The following is a 15,998-nucleotide window of genomic DNA, read 5'->3' on the forward strand; positions in this document are numbered from 1 at the left end:
GCAGTAGCACTCGGCGGGTCATCGACGGAGACCACCGGCCCGACCGTCTGCGCGACGTGCTGGCGCAGTTGCATAAGGCTCACGGGCGACCAGAGCCACCTCGCGCCGCCAACAGCCCAGCCGGCCCCGTCCCGCGGCGCAACAGGAACACGATGACGGCCACCGCCAGGGATGCGAGCCCCATTGACGTCGGCATTGGCAGCATCGGAAGCGGGATCAGGGCCTGTGCGCCGGCCAGCAGGATCACGACGCGCCAGCCCGACCGCAACGACCCGCCCAGGTAACCGACGACGGCACTGCTCACCAGCCACAGCCCGGCCAGCGTCCGCAGGGCCACCAGCGCGATATCGCCCCAATCGCCCTGCATCGTCAGGGCCGGGTCGGCGACGAACAGGAACGGCATCACGAAGGCCGCCCAGCCATAGCGCATCGACCGCAGCGCGACGGCCATCGGTTTGGTCTGCCCGATGATCGCGGCGGTGAAGGCGGCCATCGCCACCGGCGGCGTCAGCATGGACAGCAACCCGAAATATTGCACGAAAAGGTGGGCCGAGATCTCGTTCGCCCCCATCTGCACCAAAGAGGGCGCAAGAAGCGCCGCCAGCAGGATATAGACGCTGACCGTCGGCATCCCCATGCCCAACACGATCGCCAGCACCGCCGCGATCACCAGCAGGATGAACGTCTGGCCCCCGGCCAGCCCGACCAGGTGCAGCGTCAGCGAAAAGCTCAGCGCGGTGACGTTCAACACGCCCACCACCAGGCCCGCGGCCGCTCCGATCAGGATGATCTCGACCGACGCGCGGCCCGTGGCTTGCAACAGCGCGGGGATGTCCCGAAGGGTGACGTGAAACTCTCCATAGCGATGCAGCAGCCCTACCAGCAGCACCGATGCGCAGGCATAAAGCGCGGCATCCTCGGGCCGCAGCGAAAACAGGAACAGCCCTCCCAGCAAGACTGCGAAGGGGATCAGGAATGGCCAGCCCCCGGCCAGGGTGCGGCGCATGTCGGGGGTGTCGTCTTCGCTGAGAGCGCGGATGCCGTCACGGGCGGCCTGCAGGTCGACCTGGATGAAGACCACGATGTAGTAGAACAGCGCCGGCAGCAGCGCGGCCATGACAACCGTCGCGTAGGATACCTGCAAAAGTTCGGCCATCAGGAAGGCCGCGGCCCCCATCACCGGTGGCATCAGCTGCCCGCCGGTCGAGACCACAGCCTCGACCGCGGAGGCGGATCGCGCATCATAGCCACTGCGCCGCATCAGCGGAATCGTCACGACGCCGGTCGAGGCGACATTGGCCACCGCACTTCCGGAGATCGATCCGAACAGCGCCGAGGCCACGATCGACATCTTGGCCGCGCCTCCGCGAAACCGGCCGAGCCCGGACATCGCCGCATCGGTGAAGAACTGCCCGCCTCCGGATCGGGTCAGCAAGGTGCCGAACATCACGAAGATCAAGACCGTCGTGGCCGACACCGCAAGCGGGATGCCGAACATGCCGTTGGAATCCATCGACAGGTAGATCGCCAGGCTATCGATCGGGTTCTTCCGCGCCTGGAGGACAGAAGGCAGCAGGTGACCGAACAGCGCATAGGCCAGCGCGATCAGCAGGATTGAGGTGATGCCCCATCCGATCATCCGACGCAGCGCCTCGAGCGTCAGCAGAACAAGGAGGATCCCTGCAATGACGGCGTCCGTCGGCTGAAGGTAGATCGTCTCGGAGATCCGGGGATAGGCCAGCGCCACGTATCCCGCCGTGGCCAGCGACAGCGCGACAGCCGCCCGGTCGGGCAGGGCGATGCTGGTCCCCTCGTCCCGTTTGCCACCGGCCGGGTTGCGCAGCAGAAAGGCCAGCGCAAGGCTCAGCCCGAAAACAAGCGCCAGCATCTGCTCCGTGTAGACAAGAAGGCCCAGGCGACCATGCAGGTCAAGCAGCCAGCCAAGCACGACAAGAGGAAGCGCGGTGCTGAGAATGTTCGTGGCGATCTTCATGGTCACGTTGCCTCCTGCGGGTCCCCGGTGCGGTCAGCCCGCCACCGGGGAGGCCGGTTTCATTCCATCAGGCCGATCTCGCGATAGAACCGAACCGCGCCGTCATGGTAGGCGACGCCAAGGTCCGGGGCCATCTGGGATCGGTCGAAGGACCGCATCGCGGCGCTTTCAGCAGCCAGCTGATCCGCATTTTCGTAGAGGATCCTGGTGATCTGGTAGATGCTTTCCTCGCTCGCATTGGCGCCTGCGATCAGGGTGAACGGATCGGAATAGATGCCGGTCGGTCCGGTGATGCCGGGGAAATTCGCAGCCGGTTCCAGCACTGACAGGCGGCTGCCCGGTGCCTTGTCCTCAAGTGCCGCGCGGCTTTCGTCGGTGTCGGCCAGGGGCAGCCAGCGGATGCCGTCGCCGCCCAGGCTATTGGCGGCTTCCAGCGTCTTGCCCGAGGTGACGGAGAAAACGGCAGCATCGACCCGGCCGTTGATCAGCTCGTCCACGCCGCGCGGCCCGTTGGGCACAGGCACAAGCGTCACGTCATCCTGGGTCAACCCGGCGGTGGCCAGGATCGCCGTGAACATGGCATCAAGGTTCTTCTGCTGCGGAAACTTGCCGGGCATCCGCGCGCCCTTCAGGTCCGCCAGTGTCTGGATCGGGCTATCCGCAGGGACGAAGATACCGACATTGAGGTTGAAGAAGGACCCGATCAGGCGGGCTCCGTCCAATTGCCGGCCCTCGAATTCGCCGAGGCCGCGATTGGCGGCCACAAGGCTGGTCGAGGCACCGACCGACAGATCGAACTGTCCGCCGCTGACCATCGGCAGGGTGATCCCTGGCCCGCCCTGGGGGATCACCTGGATATTGGGCCCGCCATTGTCGACGACGACTTTCGCGATAGTCGCCGCCGTCGCATAGGCCGCCGAACCCTGTGGTGTGGTGCCAAGCGCCAGCGGCTGTGCGGCGGCCATGGTGGCCAGACCGAGGCAGCCGAGCATGGCGCCGATGAGGGTATCTCGCATCTTCATGTCTATCTCCTTGTTCGTCGGTTGCTTGTCGTCTTCTTGTGTTCCGCCGTGGGGGACGTGCGGGTCAGACGTAGATCGTCGTGCTGTCCCGCGCGATCATCAGCGGGCCGCGATAGGCCCTGGCGATATCCGCGGCGACGTCGTCACGCAGCGCCGGCGACATGATGTCGATCGGCAGGTGCTTTGCGGCCAGCCGCCGGACGATCGGGTTGGTGCTGTCCCAATGCCCGATATGGGTGGCGACCAGCATGCGCACCTCGGCTTCGGCGGCGATCTCGCCCAGCTGCGTCGGGCTGGTATGGGAATAGGTGCCGATCCCGTTCTTGGCGCGGAAGGCGATTGCAGCCTCGGGAAACGTCGCCTCGTGGATCAGTAGGTCGGCGCCCCGGGCAAAGTCGGGCATCCTGGCCACGGGGGCCGTGTCACCACTGAAGACGACACAGCGATCCTCGCTCTCGATCTTCAGCGCATAGCATTCGCAGATCTCCTCGGGGATGTGATCCACCTTCAGCGCGGTGATCTTCACCCGCTCGTCCTCCAGCACCAGCCCTTCCGAGTAGACCTGGACCTGCGGACGCAGTACGCCGATGTTGCGCTGCCGCTGGGGATAGGCCGCCCGGGCGCGGATATCCGTGTCGAAGACGCCGCCCTCGAACATCGGCGCGATCATCTCGACGGTGCCTTTCGGCCCGTAGATCGCCGGGGCCTCGTCGCGGTCCGACATCCAAGACCCCAACAGGAAGACCGGCAGGTCCGCCGTGTGGTCAAAATGGAGGTGGGTCAGGATCAGCGCCTCGACCGACAGCGGGTCGATGAAATTGCCGATCATGGTCCGCGTCGCTCCGGTGCCGATATCGAACAGGTAGGCGCGACCGCCTTCTTCGATCAGGACAGAGCTGTGGCCGCGATCGGGATCGATAAGCGCCGCGCCTGTTCCCAAGAGTGTCACCTTCATGTCGGTCTCCATCGTCAAATCTGTGCATTTGCACATTGTTTGATTGTATTTTAGGATTGACGAACGCTCACCTGTCAAGGTTTAAGTTTGAAATAATATGGAGTTCGGCCAACGTGCAGATCAGTGAGGAAATTTCGGGCATCGACCCTGGTGAGCCAATCCGACTGTCGGATTACCCGATGTTCTACTTCGCCGCGATCCAGGCGCAGAACTTCCGCAACATGGCAGGGGCGCTGGACGTGATCGGGGTGTCACCGACCGAATGGCGTGTGCTTAACCTGCTCGAGGAACGCCCTGGCCGTACCGTGAACGACGTCGCCGACCTAGCTGTGATCGAACGCTCCAAGGCCAGCCGCGCTATCGCCAGCCTGACCGAAAAAGACTGCATCAAACGTCTGGAAACAAAGAAGGATCGTCGCAAGGCAGAGCTGCGCCTGACCGACAAGGGACAGGACCTTGCCCGCCGCGCCCGGGAGATCGCATTGCAGGTCTATGCCCGAAACCTCAAGGGCCTCAGTCAGGAAGATTTCGACACGCTGATGCGCTGCCTTCGCACCATTCGGGAAAACACGCTCGTGACCGAGCAATATGTCGACATAGAGCTCTGAAAGCCGCCCGACCCGGGCCGCTCAACCGTCGATATCGCAGCATTCAGCGTCTTGGCCGCCTGGCCAGGCGACCGTCACTTTTGCTTTGAATATAAAATAAATTCCGAATCATGAAATCCCGTCTCGTGATCCGGTTCTCGCGCGTGACCGCCCAAAAGCCTATCGGTGACCGACCCACCCGCGATCGTCGGTAAAGGCCCGCGCGTCTGAAATCCGAATGCTCCGATAGCCCTCCGGCAGGCGGTCCAGCGGTGCCAGCGGAGCATTGGACGCCGCAAACAGCACGTTCACCCGGCCGGTCTGGATTTCGGCGGCGTCCACGACCTCCACGTGCTCGAACACTTGGCGCAGGATCGCGTTCACCCCGCGTGCCAACGGGCCGTCGGGCCGGTCCAGCAAGTTGACGTAGACCGGGCCGTCGACGATGTCGCGCAGGCGTTCGAAGGTCTCCATCGTCACCAGATGCGCGGGGACGGAGCCGGACGAAAACGCATCCATCACCGCCGCGTCGAAGCGGCGCTGGGTCTCGTTCAGGTAGACCCGTCCATCCGCATGGGCGATGCCCAACCGCCGCCCCGATGCGCGACCCGTGACGTCATACCCCGTCCGGTCAATCATCGCACCCGCCTGCGGCAGATGCGCCTGCACGACCTCGGTGACCAGCGGATCGATCTCGACCGCCACGGCCTGCGCCCCGGGGCGGGAGGCCAGCAACTTGGTGGGCAGCGAATAGCCGCCCCCGCCCACGAACAGGACCGAGGCCTCAGGCCCCAGGTCGCGATCCATCCGCGACCACAGCCATTCGGTATAGCTCAGCGCCAGCTCCACATTGTTGTCATCGGCCTCTCCCACGCGCTTGCGTTCCGCGGCCTGCAACGTGCCATCCGACACCAGCCGCACCTGCGCGCCCCTGTCATCCACATGCAGGCAAGACAGGCCGGATTCGAATTGACAGGTCGGCGCGCCCGCAATGCCCGCGAAGGCGACGAACCCGGCGGCGGCCACCGTCACGCCGGGCTGCGCCGATGCCCCGCCCCGCAGGAAGGGCAGACACAGCAGGGCCAGCGCCCCGCAGGCGGCAAAGGTCGCCGTTGCCCCGATCAGCGGCAAGGCCACGAACCCCGCCAGGATCGCCCCGAAGATCGCCCCGACCGATCCCGCCGCCATGACGATGCCCAGCGACGACCCCTCGCGGCCCGGCCGTGCCTCGATCGCCAGCTTGGCCAGCAACGGCGAGGGCAGGGTGACACAGACCGAGGCCGGAAAGAACACGACCAGCACCGTCACGATCATGCCGCCTGTCCCCCGCGCGCCCGAGGCATGGAAGGCCCCCAGCAGGGTCGGCGACACAGCCATCAGCACGGCTGTCGCCACAAGCGCCGCCCGAACGTTCCTGACCGCAACCGGCCGGGGCCGTTCCGCGACGAAACCGCCGATTGCACTGCCCAGGGAAAACCCGCCAAGCACGGTCGCGATCACGCTGGTCCAGGTTAGCAGGGAGGTTCCGAAATAGGGCGCCAGAACGCGCCCCGCCGCGATCTCGTAGGTCAGCCCGACACCGGACAGCACGAGGATCAGCAGGATTGTGATTGAAAAGCGGATGAGAGGCTCCTGTTCTTTTGGTGGGGCCACCATGCAGGTGAATTTGTTCGGGTCTGTCCATGCCCGTCGTGACATAGCTGGTTCATAAAGGAAATCACCGCTCGTCGCCCTAAGTCTCGGAATGTTGTACGGCGATCCCGGATACGACTGGCCTGATACGTCGGTAATTTATCTCATCCGTTCGGCACGAACTCCCGCAGTCGCCGCAGTGCAAGGTCCGCGCAGCCTGACGGGAGGATACAAATTTGTGACTTAAGAATGTAGCAATCTCTTGCCCCTAATTTGCGGATTTCAAGCTATGGCGGAGATATCAATGTGGTCTAGGCGGCGTACGGTTTCGAAGGGGTCGAAATCAGTCAACAAAGCGGACGCAATCGTCCAGATCGTGGAGCGCACGCAGGCCGTGATCCATTTCACACCGGAAGGCATCATTCTGGATGCCAACGATGTGTTTTTGAACGCCCTCGGCTACACTGCGGACGAGGTGATCGGCCAGCATCACAGCATGTTTGTTCAGAAAACCTATCGCAAAACCAAAGCGTACCAGGACTTCTGGACAAGGCTTCGCGCAGGGGAGTTTTTCACGGATGAATTTCCCAGGATAACCCGCAACGACAAGGTCATCTGGATTTCAGCGACTTATGCGCCGGTCTTCGACGCTGAAGGCAATGTTTGTCAGGTTACCAAGATTGCCACGGACACTACCGAACAAAGATCCGCGATCAGCGCGATCTCCAAAGGGCTGGAGGCGCTCAGCAACGGCGATCTGACACACCGCGTCAAACTGCCCTCAGGCGACCGGATGTCAGAGATCGCAAACAGTTTCAATTCCGCAGTGGAGAACATGGCCGGGCTGATCTTGCAGGTCAAAAATGTGGCCAGCACGATTGATGGCATGTCTCCAAAAATCTCTGGGAATGCCAACGAGTTGTCCCGACGTACGGAAACGCAGGCGGCTACGCTTGAACAAACCGCCGCCGCGGTGGAAGAACTTAGTCAGAATGCGCGTTCGGCTGCGGATTACGCGGCACAGGTTGGTCGCGAGGCGCATGAGACGAAATCGGCAGCCGGCAACAGCAGCAAGGTCGTCGATGATGTCACTGCCGCCATGCAAAGGATCAAGGCTTCATCTGACGCGATTTCGCAGATCATCTCGGTAATTGATGATATTGCGTTTCAGACCAATCTTTTGGCTCTGAATGCTGGGGTCGAGGCCGCACGCGCAGGAGATGCCGGTAGAGGTTTTGCAGTGGTCGCGTCCGAGGTTCGGCAACTTGCCCAGCGGTCCGCAGATTCCGCTCAACAGATCAAGTCCCTGATCAGTCAGAGCAGCGAACACGTGCGTGATGGTGCGACGCTTGTCGGTAAGGCCAGCAGCGAACTCGGCGAAATTTTTGTGAGCGTCGACCGGATCAACGAACGTATCCGCGAGGTCGTGAATGGTCTTCAAGAACAGACCTCGACTTTGGGCGAAATCAATACCGCGATTTCGCAATTGGACACAGTCACTCAGAAAAACGCGGCTATGGTCAGCGAAACAGCCAGCTTTACCAGCGAGTTGTCGCACAACAGCAGGCTGCTGTCGGATGGTGTCGCGATCTTTACCGTCGCGCCGCGAACTGCTGCACCCATCATGAAGGTCGTTAACGGTTAGGCGACGCGCCTGGTTCAAAAGTGACGCAATTGTCTTGCGATGTCGGTCCGCCCTTGCGGGCCGACATTATGCTCTCCGCGGCGAACGCAAACACTCGCTGTGCCGTTGAAACCTCAGCCGCAGTCATCGCAATAAAAGCGCCCTCCTCTCTGGGGCCTCAGTTACCCGCCGCAGACATTTCTATCACGGTGCCGGCGACAAGCCGCATCAGATTGCTTTCATGGCAATGCGTAACTTGTTCATCTGGGCAAGGCTGGAATATCCCCCGCAATAACCTTAGATGCGGATGGATCTCCAAGGAGCCGACCCCCTTATGCGCCAAACCCTTTCCGATTTCCTCGACCGTCCGTCGACGCGCTACGCGATCATGGGGGTGATCCTGTTCAACGCGGTGATCCTCGGGCTCGAAACGTCGGAAACCGTGATGAACACCGCGGGCGGCCTGATCATCCTGCTGGACACGGCCTGCCTGGCGATCTTCGTGGCGGAACTGGCGGCCAAGCTTTATGCGCGGGGGCTGAGTTTCTTCCGCAACGCTTGGAATGTCTTCGACTTTCTCGTCGTGGGCATCGCGCTCGTCCCCGCAACAGGGGGCCTGTCGGTTCTGCGGGCGCTGCGGATCCTCAGGCTGCTGCGGGTGATCTCGGTCGCGCCGACGCTGCGCCGGGTGGTCGAAGGGTTCATCTCCGCGCTGCCGGGCATGGCCTCGGTCTTCCTGCTGATGGGGGTGATCTTCTACATCGCCGCCGTGATCTCGACCAAGCTTTTCGCGCCGACCTTCCCGGAATGGTTCGGCACGCTGGGACGGTCGCTCTACACGCTGTTCCAGGTGATGACGCTGGAAAGCTGGTCGATGGGCATCGTCCGCCCGGTGATGGAGGTCCATCCGGAGGCCTGGATGTTCTTCGTGCCCTTCATCCTGATCACCACCTTCGCCGTGGTGAACCTGGTCGTCGGCCTGATCGTCAACTCGATGCAGGATGCCCATGCCGAGGAAACCAACGCCGCCACCGACACCTATCGCGACGAGGTGATACAGCGCCTGGCCGCGATCGAGGAACGGTTGGCGGAACGGGACTAGAGCGGCTCAACGCCGTTCCATCCCAATAGTAATAACCGCAACGCTTGAGCTAACTAGGGCCGCGCTCACTTCGTTTCGTTCAGCAGCGCCTCAAGCCCCGCCTCGAGCTCGGCGAAGGCCTCACCCAGCCGGGCCTCCAGCCGGGCCTGGTGGGCCTTGGCCAGCGGCAGCAATTCGGCCATCATCTCGCGCCCCTTGGGCGTCAGGGACAGCACGACCAGCCGCCGATCCTCGGGGTTTTCCTTGCGTTCGATCAACCCGCTTTCCCGCAGCCGCTTGGCCGCGCGGCTGACCTCGTATTTCTCCATCGCCACGCGGGCCTCGATATCGCGGACCGACACCTTGCCGGAATGCGCCAGGTGCACCAGCACGCGCCATTCCGGGATCGTGATGCCGAACCGCGCCCGGTACAGCCGCGCCAGTTCCTCGCTCGTGCGCTTCGCGGCCACGGCCAGCCGGTAGGGGGTGAACCCGTAAAGGTCGAATTCGGGCAATTCGAACTCTGGCGGCACTTCGTCATCCATCACGGGTCCTTTCGATCCCGGCGAATATCGGCCAGCCCGGGGCCGCAGTGCAAGCGCTTTCATTGCAGATGCAACGAGATCCTTGACGTTGTTGCATCTGCAACGTTTAGTGTGCCCATCGATTCAATCCGTCGCCCGGATGCGGGCTACGGACCATTCGGGAGGATCCACGATGACCAAGCACGAGCTGCCCCAGGGCATGATCCGCGCGACCGATACAACCGGCACGCACGAGGGCTACATGCCCGGCTTCGGCAACGATTTCGAGACAGAGGCGCTGCCCGGCGCGCTGCCGCAGGGCATGAACTCGCCCCAGAAATGCAATTACGGCCTCTATGGCGAACAGCTGTCCGGCACCGCCTTCACCGCGCATCCGCCGGAACGCACCTGGACCTACCGCATCCGCCCGTCGGTCAGGCATTCCGCCCGCTACGAGCGGATCGAGCTGCCTTATTGGAAAACCGCACCCCATGTGCCCGACGGTGTCACCAGCCTCGGCCAGTACCGCTGGGACCCGGTTGAACCCACGGGCGAGGACCTGACCTGGCTGACCGGCATGCGCACCATGACCACCGCCGGCGACGTCAACACCCAGGTCGGCATGGCGGCGCATATCTACCTCGTCACCGCCTCCATGGTGGACAGCTATTTCTACTCCGCCGACAGCGAATTGCTGGTCGTCCCGCAACAGGGCAAGCTGCGCTTCGCGACCGAACTGGGCGTGATCGACGTGGAACCGCAGGAAATCGCGATCCTGCCACGCGGCCTCGTCTACCGGGTCGAGGTGCTGGAAGGGCCGTGCCGCGGCTTCGTCTGCGAAAATTACGGCCAGAAATTCGAGATGCCCGCCCGCGGACCGATCGGCGCCAATGCCATGGCGAACCCGCGTGACTTCAAGGCGCCCGTCGCCGCCTACGAGGATCGCGAGGTGCCCTCGACCCTCACCATCAAATGGTGCGGCCAGTTCCACGAGACGAAGATCGGCCAGTCACCTCTGGACGTCGTCGCCTGGCACGGCAACTACGCTCCTTACAAATACGACCTGAAGACCTATTGCCCGGTCGGGGCGATCCTCTTCGACCACCCGGACCCCTCGATCTTTACCGTGCTGACCGCGCCCTCGGGCGTGCCGGGCACCGCGAATATCGACTTCGTGCTGTTCCGCGACCGCTGGATGGTGGCCGAAAACACCTTCCGCCCGCCCTGGTACCACAAGAACATCATGTCCGAGCTGATGGGCAACATTCACGGCCAGTACGATGCCAAGCCGCAGGGCTTCGTCCCCGGTGGCATGTCGCTGCACAACATGATGCTGCCCCACGGCCCCGACAAGCAGGCCTTCGAGGGGGCGTCGAATTCCAACCTCGGTCCGGTCAAGCTGGAAGAGACGATGTCCTTCATGTTCGAAACCCGCTTCCCGCAGCACCTGACGGAGTTCGCCGGGACCGAAGCACCGCTTCAGGACGATTACATCGATTGCTGGGACAGCCTCGAGAAGAAGTTCGACGGCACGCCCGGCACGAAATGACCGTTGCGGCGCCGGGGCAGGGGTCTTCGGCGCCGGATCGCGGTCAGACGACGTGACCGACAAAGACACCGACGCAATACCGACGTGATACCGACGTTGTACCGACGCCCGAAAAACCACGTTTCCGTATGATCGAGGAGGAGCCATGCCGCTGCGCAAAAGCTGGGTCGAAAGCGCCAATACGCCCGACACCGACTTCCCGCTGAACAACCTGCCTTATGGCGTCTTCGATGCCGGTGACGGGTCGATGCCGCGTTGCGGCGTGGCCATCGGCGACATGATCTTCGATCTCTGCAAGGCCGAGGGCGACGGGCTGGTGGATGTCGGCGGGGCGGTCTTCGACCTATCTTCCTGGAATGAATTCATGGAGTTAGGGTCAGATGCCTGGGCCGATCTGCGGCGCCAGCTGACAGAGTTGCTGGCCGAAGGCGCCCCGCCGCGCCCCGATTACCTGGTCGCCCGGTCCGACGTCACCATGGTCATGCCGATCACGGTGGCCGAATACACCGATTTCTACGCCGGCAAACACCACGCCTTCAATGTCGGGTCGATCTTCCGCGGGCCGGAAAATGCTTTGCCGCCCAATTGGTTATCCATTCCCATCGGGTATAACGGCCGGGCGTCCTCGGTCGTTGTTTCGGGCACTGACGTGCGCCGCCCCTGGGGTCAGCTGAAGGGCCCGGACGAGGTGCTGCCGCGGTTCGAACCCTGCAAGCGCTTCGACCTTGAGCTTGAGATCGGCGCCATCGTCGGTCAGCCCTCCGACCGCCCGGTGACGGTGGCCGAAGCGGACGAGATGATCTTTGGCTACGTGCTGCTAAACGATTGGTCTGCAAGGGATATCCAGGCCTGGGAATACCAGCCTCTCGGCCCGTTCCAGGCCAAGGCGACGGCCACCACGATCTCTCCGTGGATCGTGACGAAGGCCGCGCTGGACCCGTTCCGCACCTCCACCCCGGACCGCGAGAGGGAACTACTGCCCTACCTCCAGGAGACTGGCCCTATGCTCTACGATGTGGATCTCGAGGTCGCCCTGACCCCGGAGGACGCCGAGGAGACCACCATTTCCCGAACCAATTTCAAAGAGTTGTACTATTCCGCCGCGCAACAGCTGGCGCATCACACGACCAGTGGCTGCGCCATGCGGGTCGGGGATCTGCTGGGCTCCGGCACGATCTCGGGCACCGAACAGGACAGCCGAGGCTCCCTGCTGGAACTCAGCTGGTCCGGCGAGGAGCCGATCACGCTGCAGGGCGGCGAAACCCGCAGCTTCCTCGAAGATGGCGATACGCTGACGCTGCGCGGCGCGGCCAAGGGCGACGGCTACCGCGTGGGGTTTGGTGAATGTTCGGGCAAGGTATTGGCCGCGCTCGATAATCCCTACGCGCGATAACAGGATAACCGGCGCTCCCTCGCGCCGAAACGACGACCACGGCGGGGCCGAACAGCCCGCCAAACGAACGGAAGGACAGACCATGGCAAAGGCATTTGCATCCGCGGGCGACATGGAAGACAAGACAATCAGCTTCACCGAGGTGGGTGACGGGCTCTATGCCTTCACCGCCGAGGGCGACCCCAATACCGGCGTTATCATCGGCGATGAAAGCGTGATGATCGTCGAAGCCCAGGCCACCCCGCGCCTTGCCCGGATGGTGATCGAAAAGGTCCGCGAAGTGACCGACAAGCCGATCTCCCACCTCGTCATGACCCATTACCACGCGGTGCGCGTCCTGGGGGCAAGTGCCTATGGCGCAAGGGAAATCATCATGTCCGACGTGGCCGCGGCCATGGTCGAGGAACGCGGCCCGGAAGATTGGGACAGCGAGTTCGACCGCTTCCCGCGCCTCTTCCAGGGGCACGAGGAAATCCCCGGCCTGACCCGCCCGACCACCACCTTCAGCGACAGCATGACCGTCTACCTTGGCAAGCGCCGCGTCGACATCATGAAGCTGGGCCGCGCCCACACGGCCGGCGATGCGGTGATCTGGGTGCCGGACCAGGAGGTCATGTTCACCGGCGACATCGTCGAATACCACTCCGCCTGCTATTGCGGCGACGGTCATTTCAATGACTGGGAAGAGACCCTGATGAACATCGCCGCCTTCGAGCCCAAATCCATCGCCCCGGGCCGTGGCGATGCGCTCGTCGGCGAAGAGATGGTGGCCAAGGCCATCGCCTCTACCGCTGATTTCGTGAATTCCACTTACAAACCAATCGCAAAGGTCGCCGCCCGTGGTGGCACCCTGAAAGAGGCCTGGGATGCCTGCCGCGCCGAATGTGATCCCAAGTTCAGCGATTACGCAATCTACGAACATTGCCTGCCCTTCAACGTCGCCCGTGCCTATGACGAGGCCCGCGGCATCGACACGCCCCGGGTCTGGACCGCCGAACGCGACAAGCAGATGTGGGCCGAATTGCAGGGCTGACCAATCGCTGCGCCGGGCGGACAGGAGACCGCCCGGCGTTCAAAGATGGAGGAGGACACCGACATGCCGCTGGACGACCGTTACCAACTGGCTTTCAAGCTTTATACCTATGAACGCTCGGCGGATCAGGATGCGGAGACGCCGGTGCGCCATCCGGTCGTGGTCGTGGGGGGCGGACCGATCGGCGTGGCCACGGCGCTCGATCTCGGTTTGCAGGGCATTCCGGTTGTCGTGCTGGACGATCACGAGGGGATCGGCCAGGGCAGCCGCGCGATCTGCTTTGCCAAGCGCAGCCTGGAGATCGCAAACCGGTACGGATGCGCCGAAAAGATGCTCGACAAGGGGGTCGTGTGGAACCTGGGCAAGGTGTTTCACGAGGACCGGAAGGTCTATGAATTCAACCTCTTGCCGGAAGAGGGGCATCGCTTTCCAGCTTTTATCAATCTCCAGCAGCCCTATTTCGAGAAGTTCCTCGTCGAACGCGTCCGCCAGGCCCAGGCCGAGGGCGCCCCGATCGATATCAGGGGCCGCAATCGCGTCGACAGTATCGAGGTGAAGGAGGATCACACGACCCTCACCATCGCCACGCCCGAGGGGCCCTACACGATTCAGGCCGATTGGTTGATCGCGGCGGACGGGGCCGGGTCGCCGATCCGGGGGATGATGGGGCTCGATTTCGACGGGCGCGTGTTCCAGGACAGTTTCCTGATCGCCGATATCAAGATGCTGGGCGAGGCCTTTCCGACCGAGCGTTGGTTCTGGTTCGAACCGTCGCACAAGGCGGGGGCCTCGACCCTGCTGCACAAGCAGCCGGACGATGTCTGGCGGGTCGACTTCCAGATCGGCTGGGACGTGGACCGCAAGGAAGAACTGAAAGAGGAAAACGTGCACCGCCGCCTGCGCGCGATGCTGGGGCCGGATGTGGAATACGAGCTTGTCTGGACCTCGATCTACACCTTCCAGTGCCGTCGCATGAAGCAGTTCCGCCATGGCCGGGTGATCTTTGCAGGCGACAGCGCCCACCAGGTCAGCCCCTTCGGTGCGCGGGGGGCCAATTCCGGGATGCAGGATGTCGACAACCTGGGCTGGAAGCTGGGTCTGGTGATCCGGGGCGAGGCACCCGACCGGCTGCTCGACACCTATCACGAGGAGCGGGCCTACGGGGCGGATGAGAACATCCTTAATTCGACCCGCGCGACCGATTTCATCACGCCGAAATCGAAGACCAGCCACATCTTCCGCAACGCGGTGCTGGGGCTGGCAGAGCAGTTCGAATTTGCCCGGCCGCTGGTCAATTCCGGCCGTCTGTCGGTGCCCTGCACCTATGACGGCCTGTCTCTGACCGGTGAGGACGCGCTGGAGGGCGGCCCCGCCCGGACGCGTCCCGGCAGCCCGTGCCCCGACGCGCCGCTGGGCAACGGTTTCCTGTTGAACGGCCTTGGCGGCGGATTCACCATCCTGACCGTGGATACCGAAGCTCCCAATGAGATCACCGAAGGGGGCGTCACCGCGAACCATATGGCGATATCGGCGGCGGACGATGCGACAGGCGCGCTGGCGGAGCGTTACCTTGGCGAGGCGACACGCGCCGTCTACCTGATCCGGCCGGACCAGCATGTCGTTGCGCGCTGGACCAGCTACGACGAGGGCGCGCTACGTGCGGCCCTCCGCCGCGCCTGCGGAAAGGATTGAGCGCCATGCCCCTGAACACCAAGCCAAACATTCCCGGCCCCGACGAATTCTATGCCGAGCTGATTCAGTCTCATGATGGTCTGTCGGACGATGAAAGCGCCGCGCTGAACGCGCGCCTGATCCTGCTTCTGGCCAACCATATCGGTGACAGGTCTGTGCTGTCAGAGGCCATCGTCGCCGCACGGCTTGACCGGCGGAGCCCAGAAGGAGCCGGCAGCTAGGGATGATACCTATGGCTGATCCAATTCAGATAGCTGTACTTTCGTAAGTCTGTGTCATTGCAGAAACATTACGTGCTCTCTGAAGGGGGCAGAGAGGCCACGCAAGTGGTCAAGCCAGAATGCGAATTGAAATAGAATGTCTTGGCGGTTCTGGAAACGCATCAGGGCATTTGCGTATCGTCGTAGCCTCAGTTTCTGACAGAGTGTGCCGACTTGTCGAGTGACGTAGTGGATAACGGTCCGGTGGTCAGTGCGATAGATCAAGATATTGAACCGCTCCGGTTTTTCCGGAAGCTCCAAATCAAGGAACGATTTTAGCCATGGGAAAAGACAACTGAGCGAACTGCTATTCACTTGAGGCATGTTGGCCTGCTGCCGGTTTGGTGGGCACCGATATCGAGTGTTTATGCAACTTGAGACCCCACATGACGAGTAGAGTTTTCAGCCGCGAGTTTAAGCAGGAAGCGGTGGGACCCGCGACGTAGTGCGGTTTCAGTGCGGCCCAAGCTTCGAGGGATCATGGAATACATGCGACCGTGCTTCTGCGTTATACATTCTGCCGCCGCGGATGGCCGACTTCACTTGTGTCTGGACGGCTGAAGGTTGGCTTTGCGTCGCCGCCGTCATCGACCTGTTCTCGCGCGTGACCTGCCCCCCGCGAAATCCCTCACCTTAATGTAGAGTCTGCGCCA

Annotated in this window: 13 protein-coding genes and 1 pseudogene; 9 read left to right on the top strand and 5 right to left on the bottom strand. The window is 62.8% G+C overall.

Features of this window, described 5'->3' with window-relative positions; all coding sequences use genetic code 11:
- Positions 1-79: 79 nt before the first annotated feature.
- From ATO9_RS19380 to ATO9_RS19390, 3 genes are all read right to left on the bottom strand, one after another.
- Positions 80-1,993 (bottom strand): TRAP transporter permease, encoded by a 1,914-nt coding sequence (locus ATO9_RS19380; protein WP_052418478.1) that lies wholly within the window; start codon positions 1,991-1,993, stop codon positions 80-82.
- A 59-nt stretch (positions 1,994-2,052) separates the two neighbouring features.
- Positions 2,053-3,015, bottom strand: coding sequence for a TAXI family TRAP transporter solute-binding subunit (locus ATO9_RS19385; RefSeq protein WP_043753294.1), 963 nt, complete (start codon positions 3,013-3,015; stop codon positions 2,053-2,055).
- Positions 3,016-3,079: 64 nt separating this feature from the next.
- A complete protein-coding gene (locus ATO9_RS19390; protein WP_043753338.1) occupies positions 3,080-3,970 on the bottom strand; it encodes an MBL fold metallo-hydrolase in 891 nt (296 codons plus the stop codon).
- 113 nt (positions 3,971-4,083) lie between these two features.
- On the opposite strand from ATO9_RS19390, the gene ATO9_RS23665 reads away from it, so the two are divergent.
- Positions 4,084-4,578 carry a MarR family winged helix-turn-helix transcriptional regulator gene (locus tag ATO9_RS23665; RefSeq protein WP_156127921.1) on the top strand — a complete coding sequence of 165 codons (495 nt, stop codon included), beginning with the start codon at positions 4,084-4,086 and terminating at the stop codon, positions 4,576-4,578.
- A gap of 159 nt (positions 4,579-4,737) precedes the next feature.
- Here the strand turns inward: ATO9_RS23665 and ATO9_RS19400 are convergent, their stop codons facing one another.
- Positions 4,738-6,255 carry a fused MFS/spermidine synthase gene (locus ATO9_RS19400; RefSeq protein WP_238318816.1) on the bottom strand — a complete coding sequence of 506 codons (1,518 nt, stop codon included), beginning with the start codon at positions 6,253-6,255 and terminating at the stop codon, positions 4,738-4,740.
- 223 nt (positions 6,256-6,478) lie between these two features.
- Here ATO9_RS19400 and ATO9_RS19405 point away from each other — a divergent pair, with 223 nt between their 5' ends.
- Together ATO9_RS19405 and ATO9_RS19410 are read left to right on the top strand one after the other, a co-directional pair.
- Entirely contained in the window at positions 6,479-7,834 is a 1,356-nt protein-coding gene (locus ATO9_RS19405) for a methyl-accepting chemotaxis protein (protein WP_238318817.1), read from the top strand.
- A gap of 313 nt (positions 7,835-8,147) precedes the next feature.
- A complete protein-coding gene (locus ATO9_RS19410; protein ID WP_043753296.1) occupies positions 8,148-8,915 on the top strand; it encodes an ion transporter in 768 nt (255 codons plus the stop codon).
- Between the two features lie 65 nt (positions 8,916-8,980).
- On the opposite strand, the gene ATO9_RS19415 is transcribed toward ATO9_RS19410, so the two are convergent.
- Positions 8,981-9,439, bottom strand: a complete 459-nt coding sequence (locus ATO9_RS19415; protein WP_043753298.1) for a MarR family winged helix-turn-helix transcriptional regulator — start codon at positions 9,437-9,439, stop codon at positions 8,981-8,983.
- A 172-nt stretch (positions 9,440-9,611) separates the two neighbouring features.
- Between ATO9_RS19415 and hmgA the strand changes: the two genes are divergently transcribed.
- The 6 genes and pseudogenes from hmgA to ATO9_RS24405 form a co-directional block, all read left to right on the top strand.
- The gene (gene hmgA, locus ATO9_RS19420; RefSeq protein WP_043753299.1) at positions 9,612-10,967 is read left to right on the top strand and encodes a homogentisate 1,2-dioxygenase; all 1,356 of its coding nucleotides are present in this window, start codon (positions 9,612-9,614) and stop codon (positions 10,965-10,967) included.
- A gap of 145 nt (positions 10,968-11,112) precedes the next feature.
- Positions 11,113-12,360 (top strand): fumarylacetoacetase, encoded by a 1,248-nt coding sequence (gene fahA / locus ATO9_RS19425; protein WP_043753302.1) that lies wholly within the window; start codon positions 11,113-11,115, stop codon positions 12,358-12,360.
- Positions 12,361-12,442: 82 nt separating this feature from the next.
- Positions 12,443-13,393 (top strand): MBL fold metallo-hydrolase, encoded by a 951-nt coding sequence (locus ATO9_RS19430; RefSeq protein ID WP_043753304.1) that lies wholly within the window; start codon positions 12,443-12,445, stop codon positions 13,391-13,393.
- Between the two features lie 45 nt (positions 13,394-13,438).
- Complete coding sequence (locus ATO9_RS19435; RefSeq protein ID WP_238318818.1) at positions 13,439-15,085, top strand: FAD-dependent oxidoreductase; 1,647 nt, start codon at positions 13,439-13,441, stop codon at positions 15,083-15,085.
- Positions 15,086-15,090: 5 nt separating this feature from the next.
- On the top strand, positions 15,091-15,306 hold the full coding sequence (locus ATO9_RS19440) for a DUF2783 domain-containing protein (RefSeq protein WP_043753306.1): 216 nt from the start codon (positions 15,091-15,093) through the stop codon (positions 15,304-15,306).
- A gap of 425 nt (positions 15,307-15,731) precedes the next feature.
- Positions 15,732-15,857, top strand: a pseudogene (locus ATO9_RS24405) (transposase); the annotation flags it as partial.
- Positions 15,858-15,998 lie beyond the last annotated feature (141 nt).

Source organism: Pseudooceanicola atlanticus (genome assembly GCF_000768315.1).
Lineage (GTDB): Bacteria > Pseudomonadota > Alphaproteobacteria > Rhodobacterales > Rhodobacteraceae > Pseudooceanicola > Pseudooceanicola atlanticus.

Excerpts from the sequence above, each read along its gene's own strand:
- ATO9_RS19405 (WP_238318817.1), top strand. The coding sequence starts at position 6,479 with ATGGCGGAGATATCAATGTGGTCTAGGCGGCGTACGGTTTCGAAGGGG.
- ATO9_RS19415 (WP_043753298.1), bottom strand. The coding sequence starts at position 9,439 with ATGGATGACGAAGTGCCGCCAGAGTTCGAATTGCCCGAATTCGACCTT.
- ATO9_RS19390 (WP_043753338.1), bottom strand. The coding sequence starts at position 3,970 with ATGAAGGTGACACTCTTGGGAACAGGCGCGGCGCTTATCGATCCCGAT.
- ATO9_RS19400 (WP_238318816.1), bottom strand. The coding sequence starts at position 6,255 with ATGTCACGACGGGCATGGACAGACCCGAACAAATTCACCTGCATGGTG.
- ATO9_RS19435 (WP_238318818.1), top strand. The coding sequence starts at position 13,439 with ATGGAGGAGGACACCGACATGCCGCTGGACGACCGTTACCAACTGGCT.
- ATO9_RS19430 (WP_043753304.1), top strand. The coding sequence starts at position 12,443 with ATGGCAAAGGCATTTGCATCCGCGGGCGACATGGAAGACAAGACAATC.
- ATO9_RS19440 (WP_043753306.1), top strand. The coding sequence starts at position 15,091 with ATGCCCCTGAACACCAAGCCAAACATTCCCGGCCCCGACGAATTCTAT.
- ATO9_RS19380 (WP_052418478.1), bottom strand. The coding sequence starts at position 1,993 with ATGAAGATCGCCACGAACATTCTCAGCACCGCGCTTCCTCTTGTCGTG.
- hmgA (WP_043753299.1), top strand. The coding sequence starts at position 9,612 with ATGACCAAGCACGAGCTGCCCCAGGGCATGATCCGCGCGACCGATACA.
- ATO9_RS19410 (WP_043753296.1), top strand. The coding sequence starts at position 8,148 with ATGCGCCAAACCCTTTCCGATTTCCTCGACCGTCCGTCGACGCGCTAC.
- fahA (WP_043753302.1), top strand. The coding sequence starts at position 11,113 with ATGCCGCTGCGCAAAAGCTGGGTCGAAAGCGCCAATACGCCCGACACC.
- ATO9_RS19385 (WP_043753294.1), bottom strand. The coding sequence starts at position 3,015 with ATGAAGATGCGAGATACCCTCATCGGCGCCATGCTCGGCTGCCTCGGT.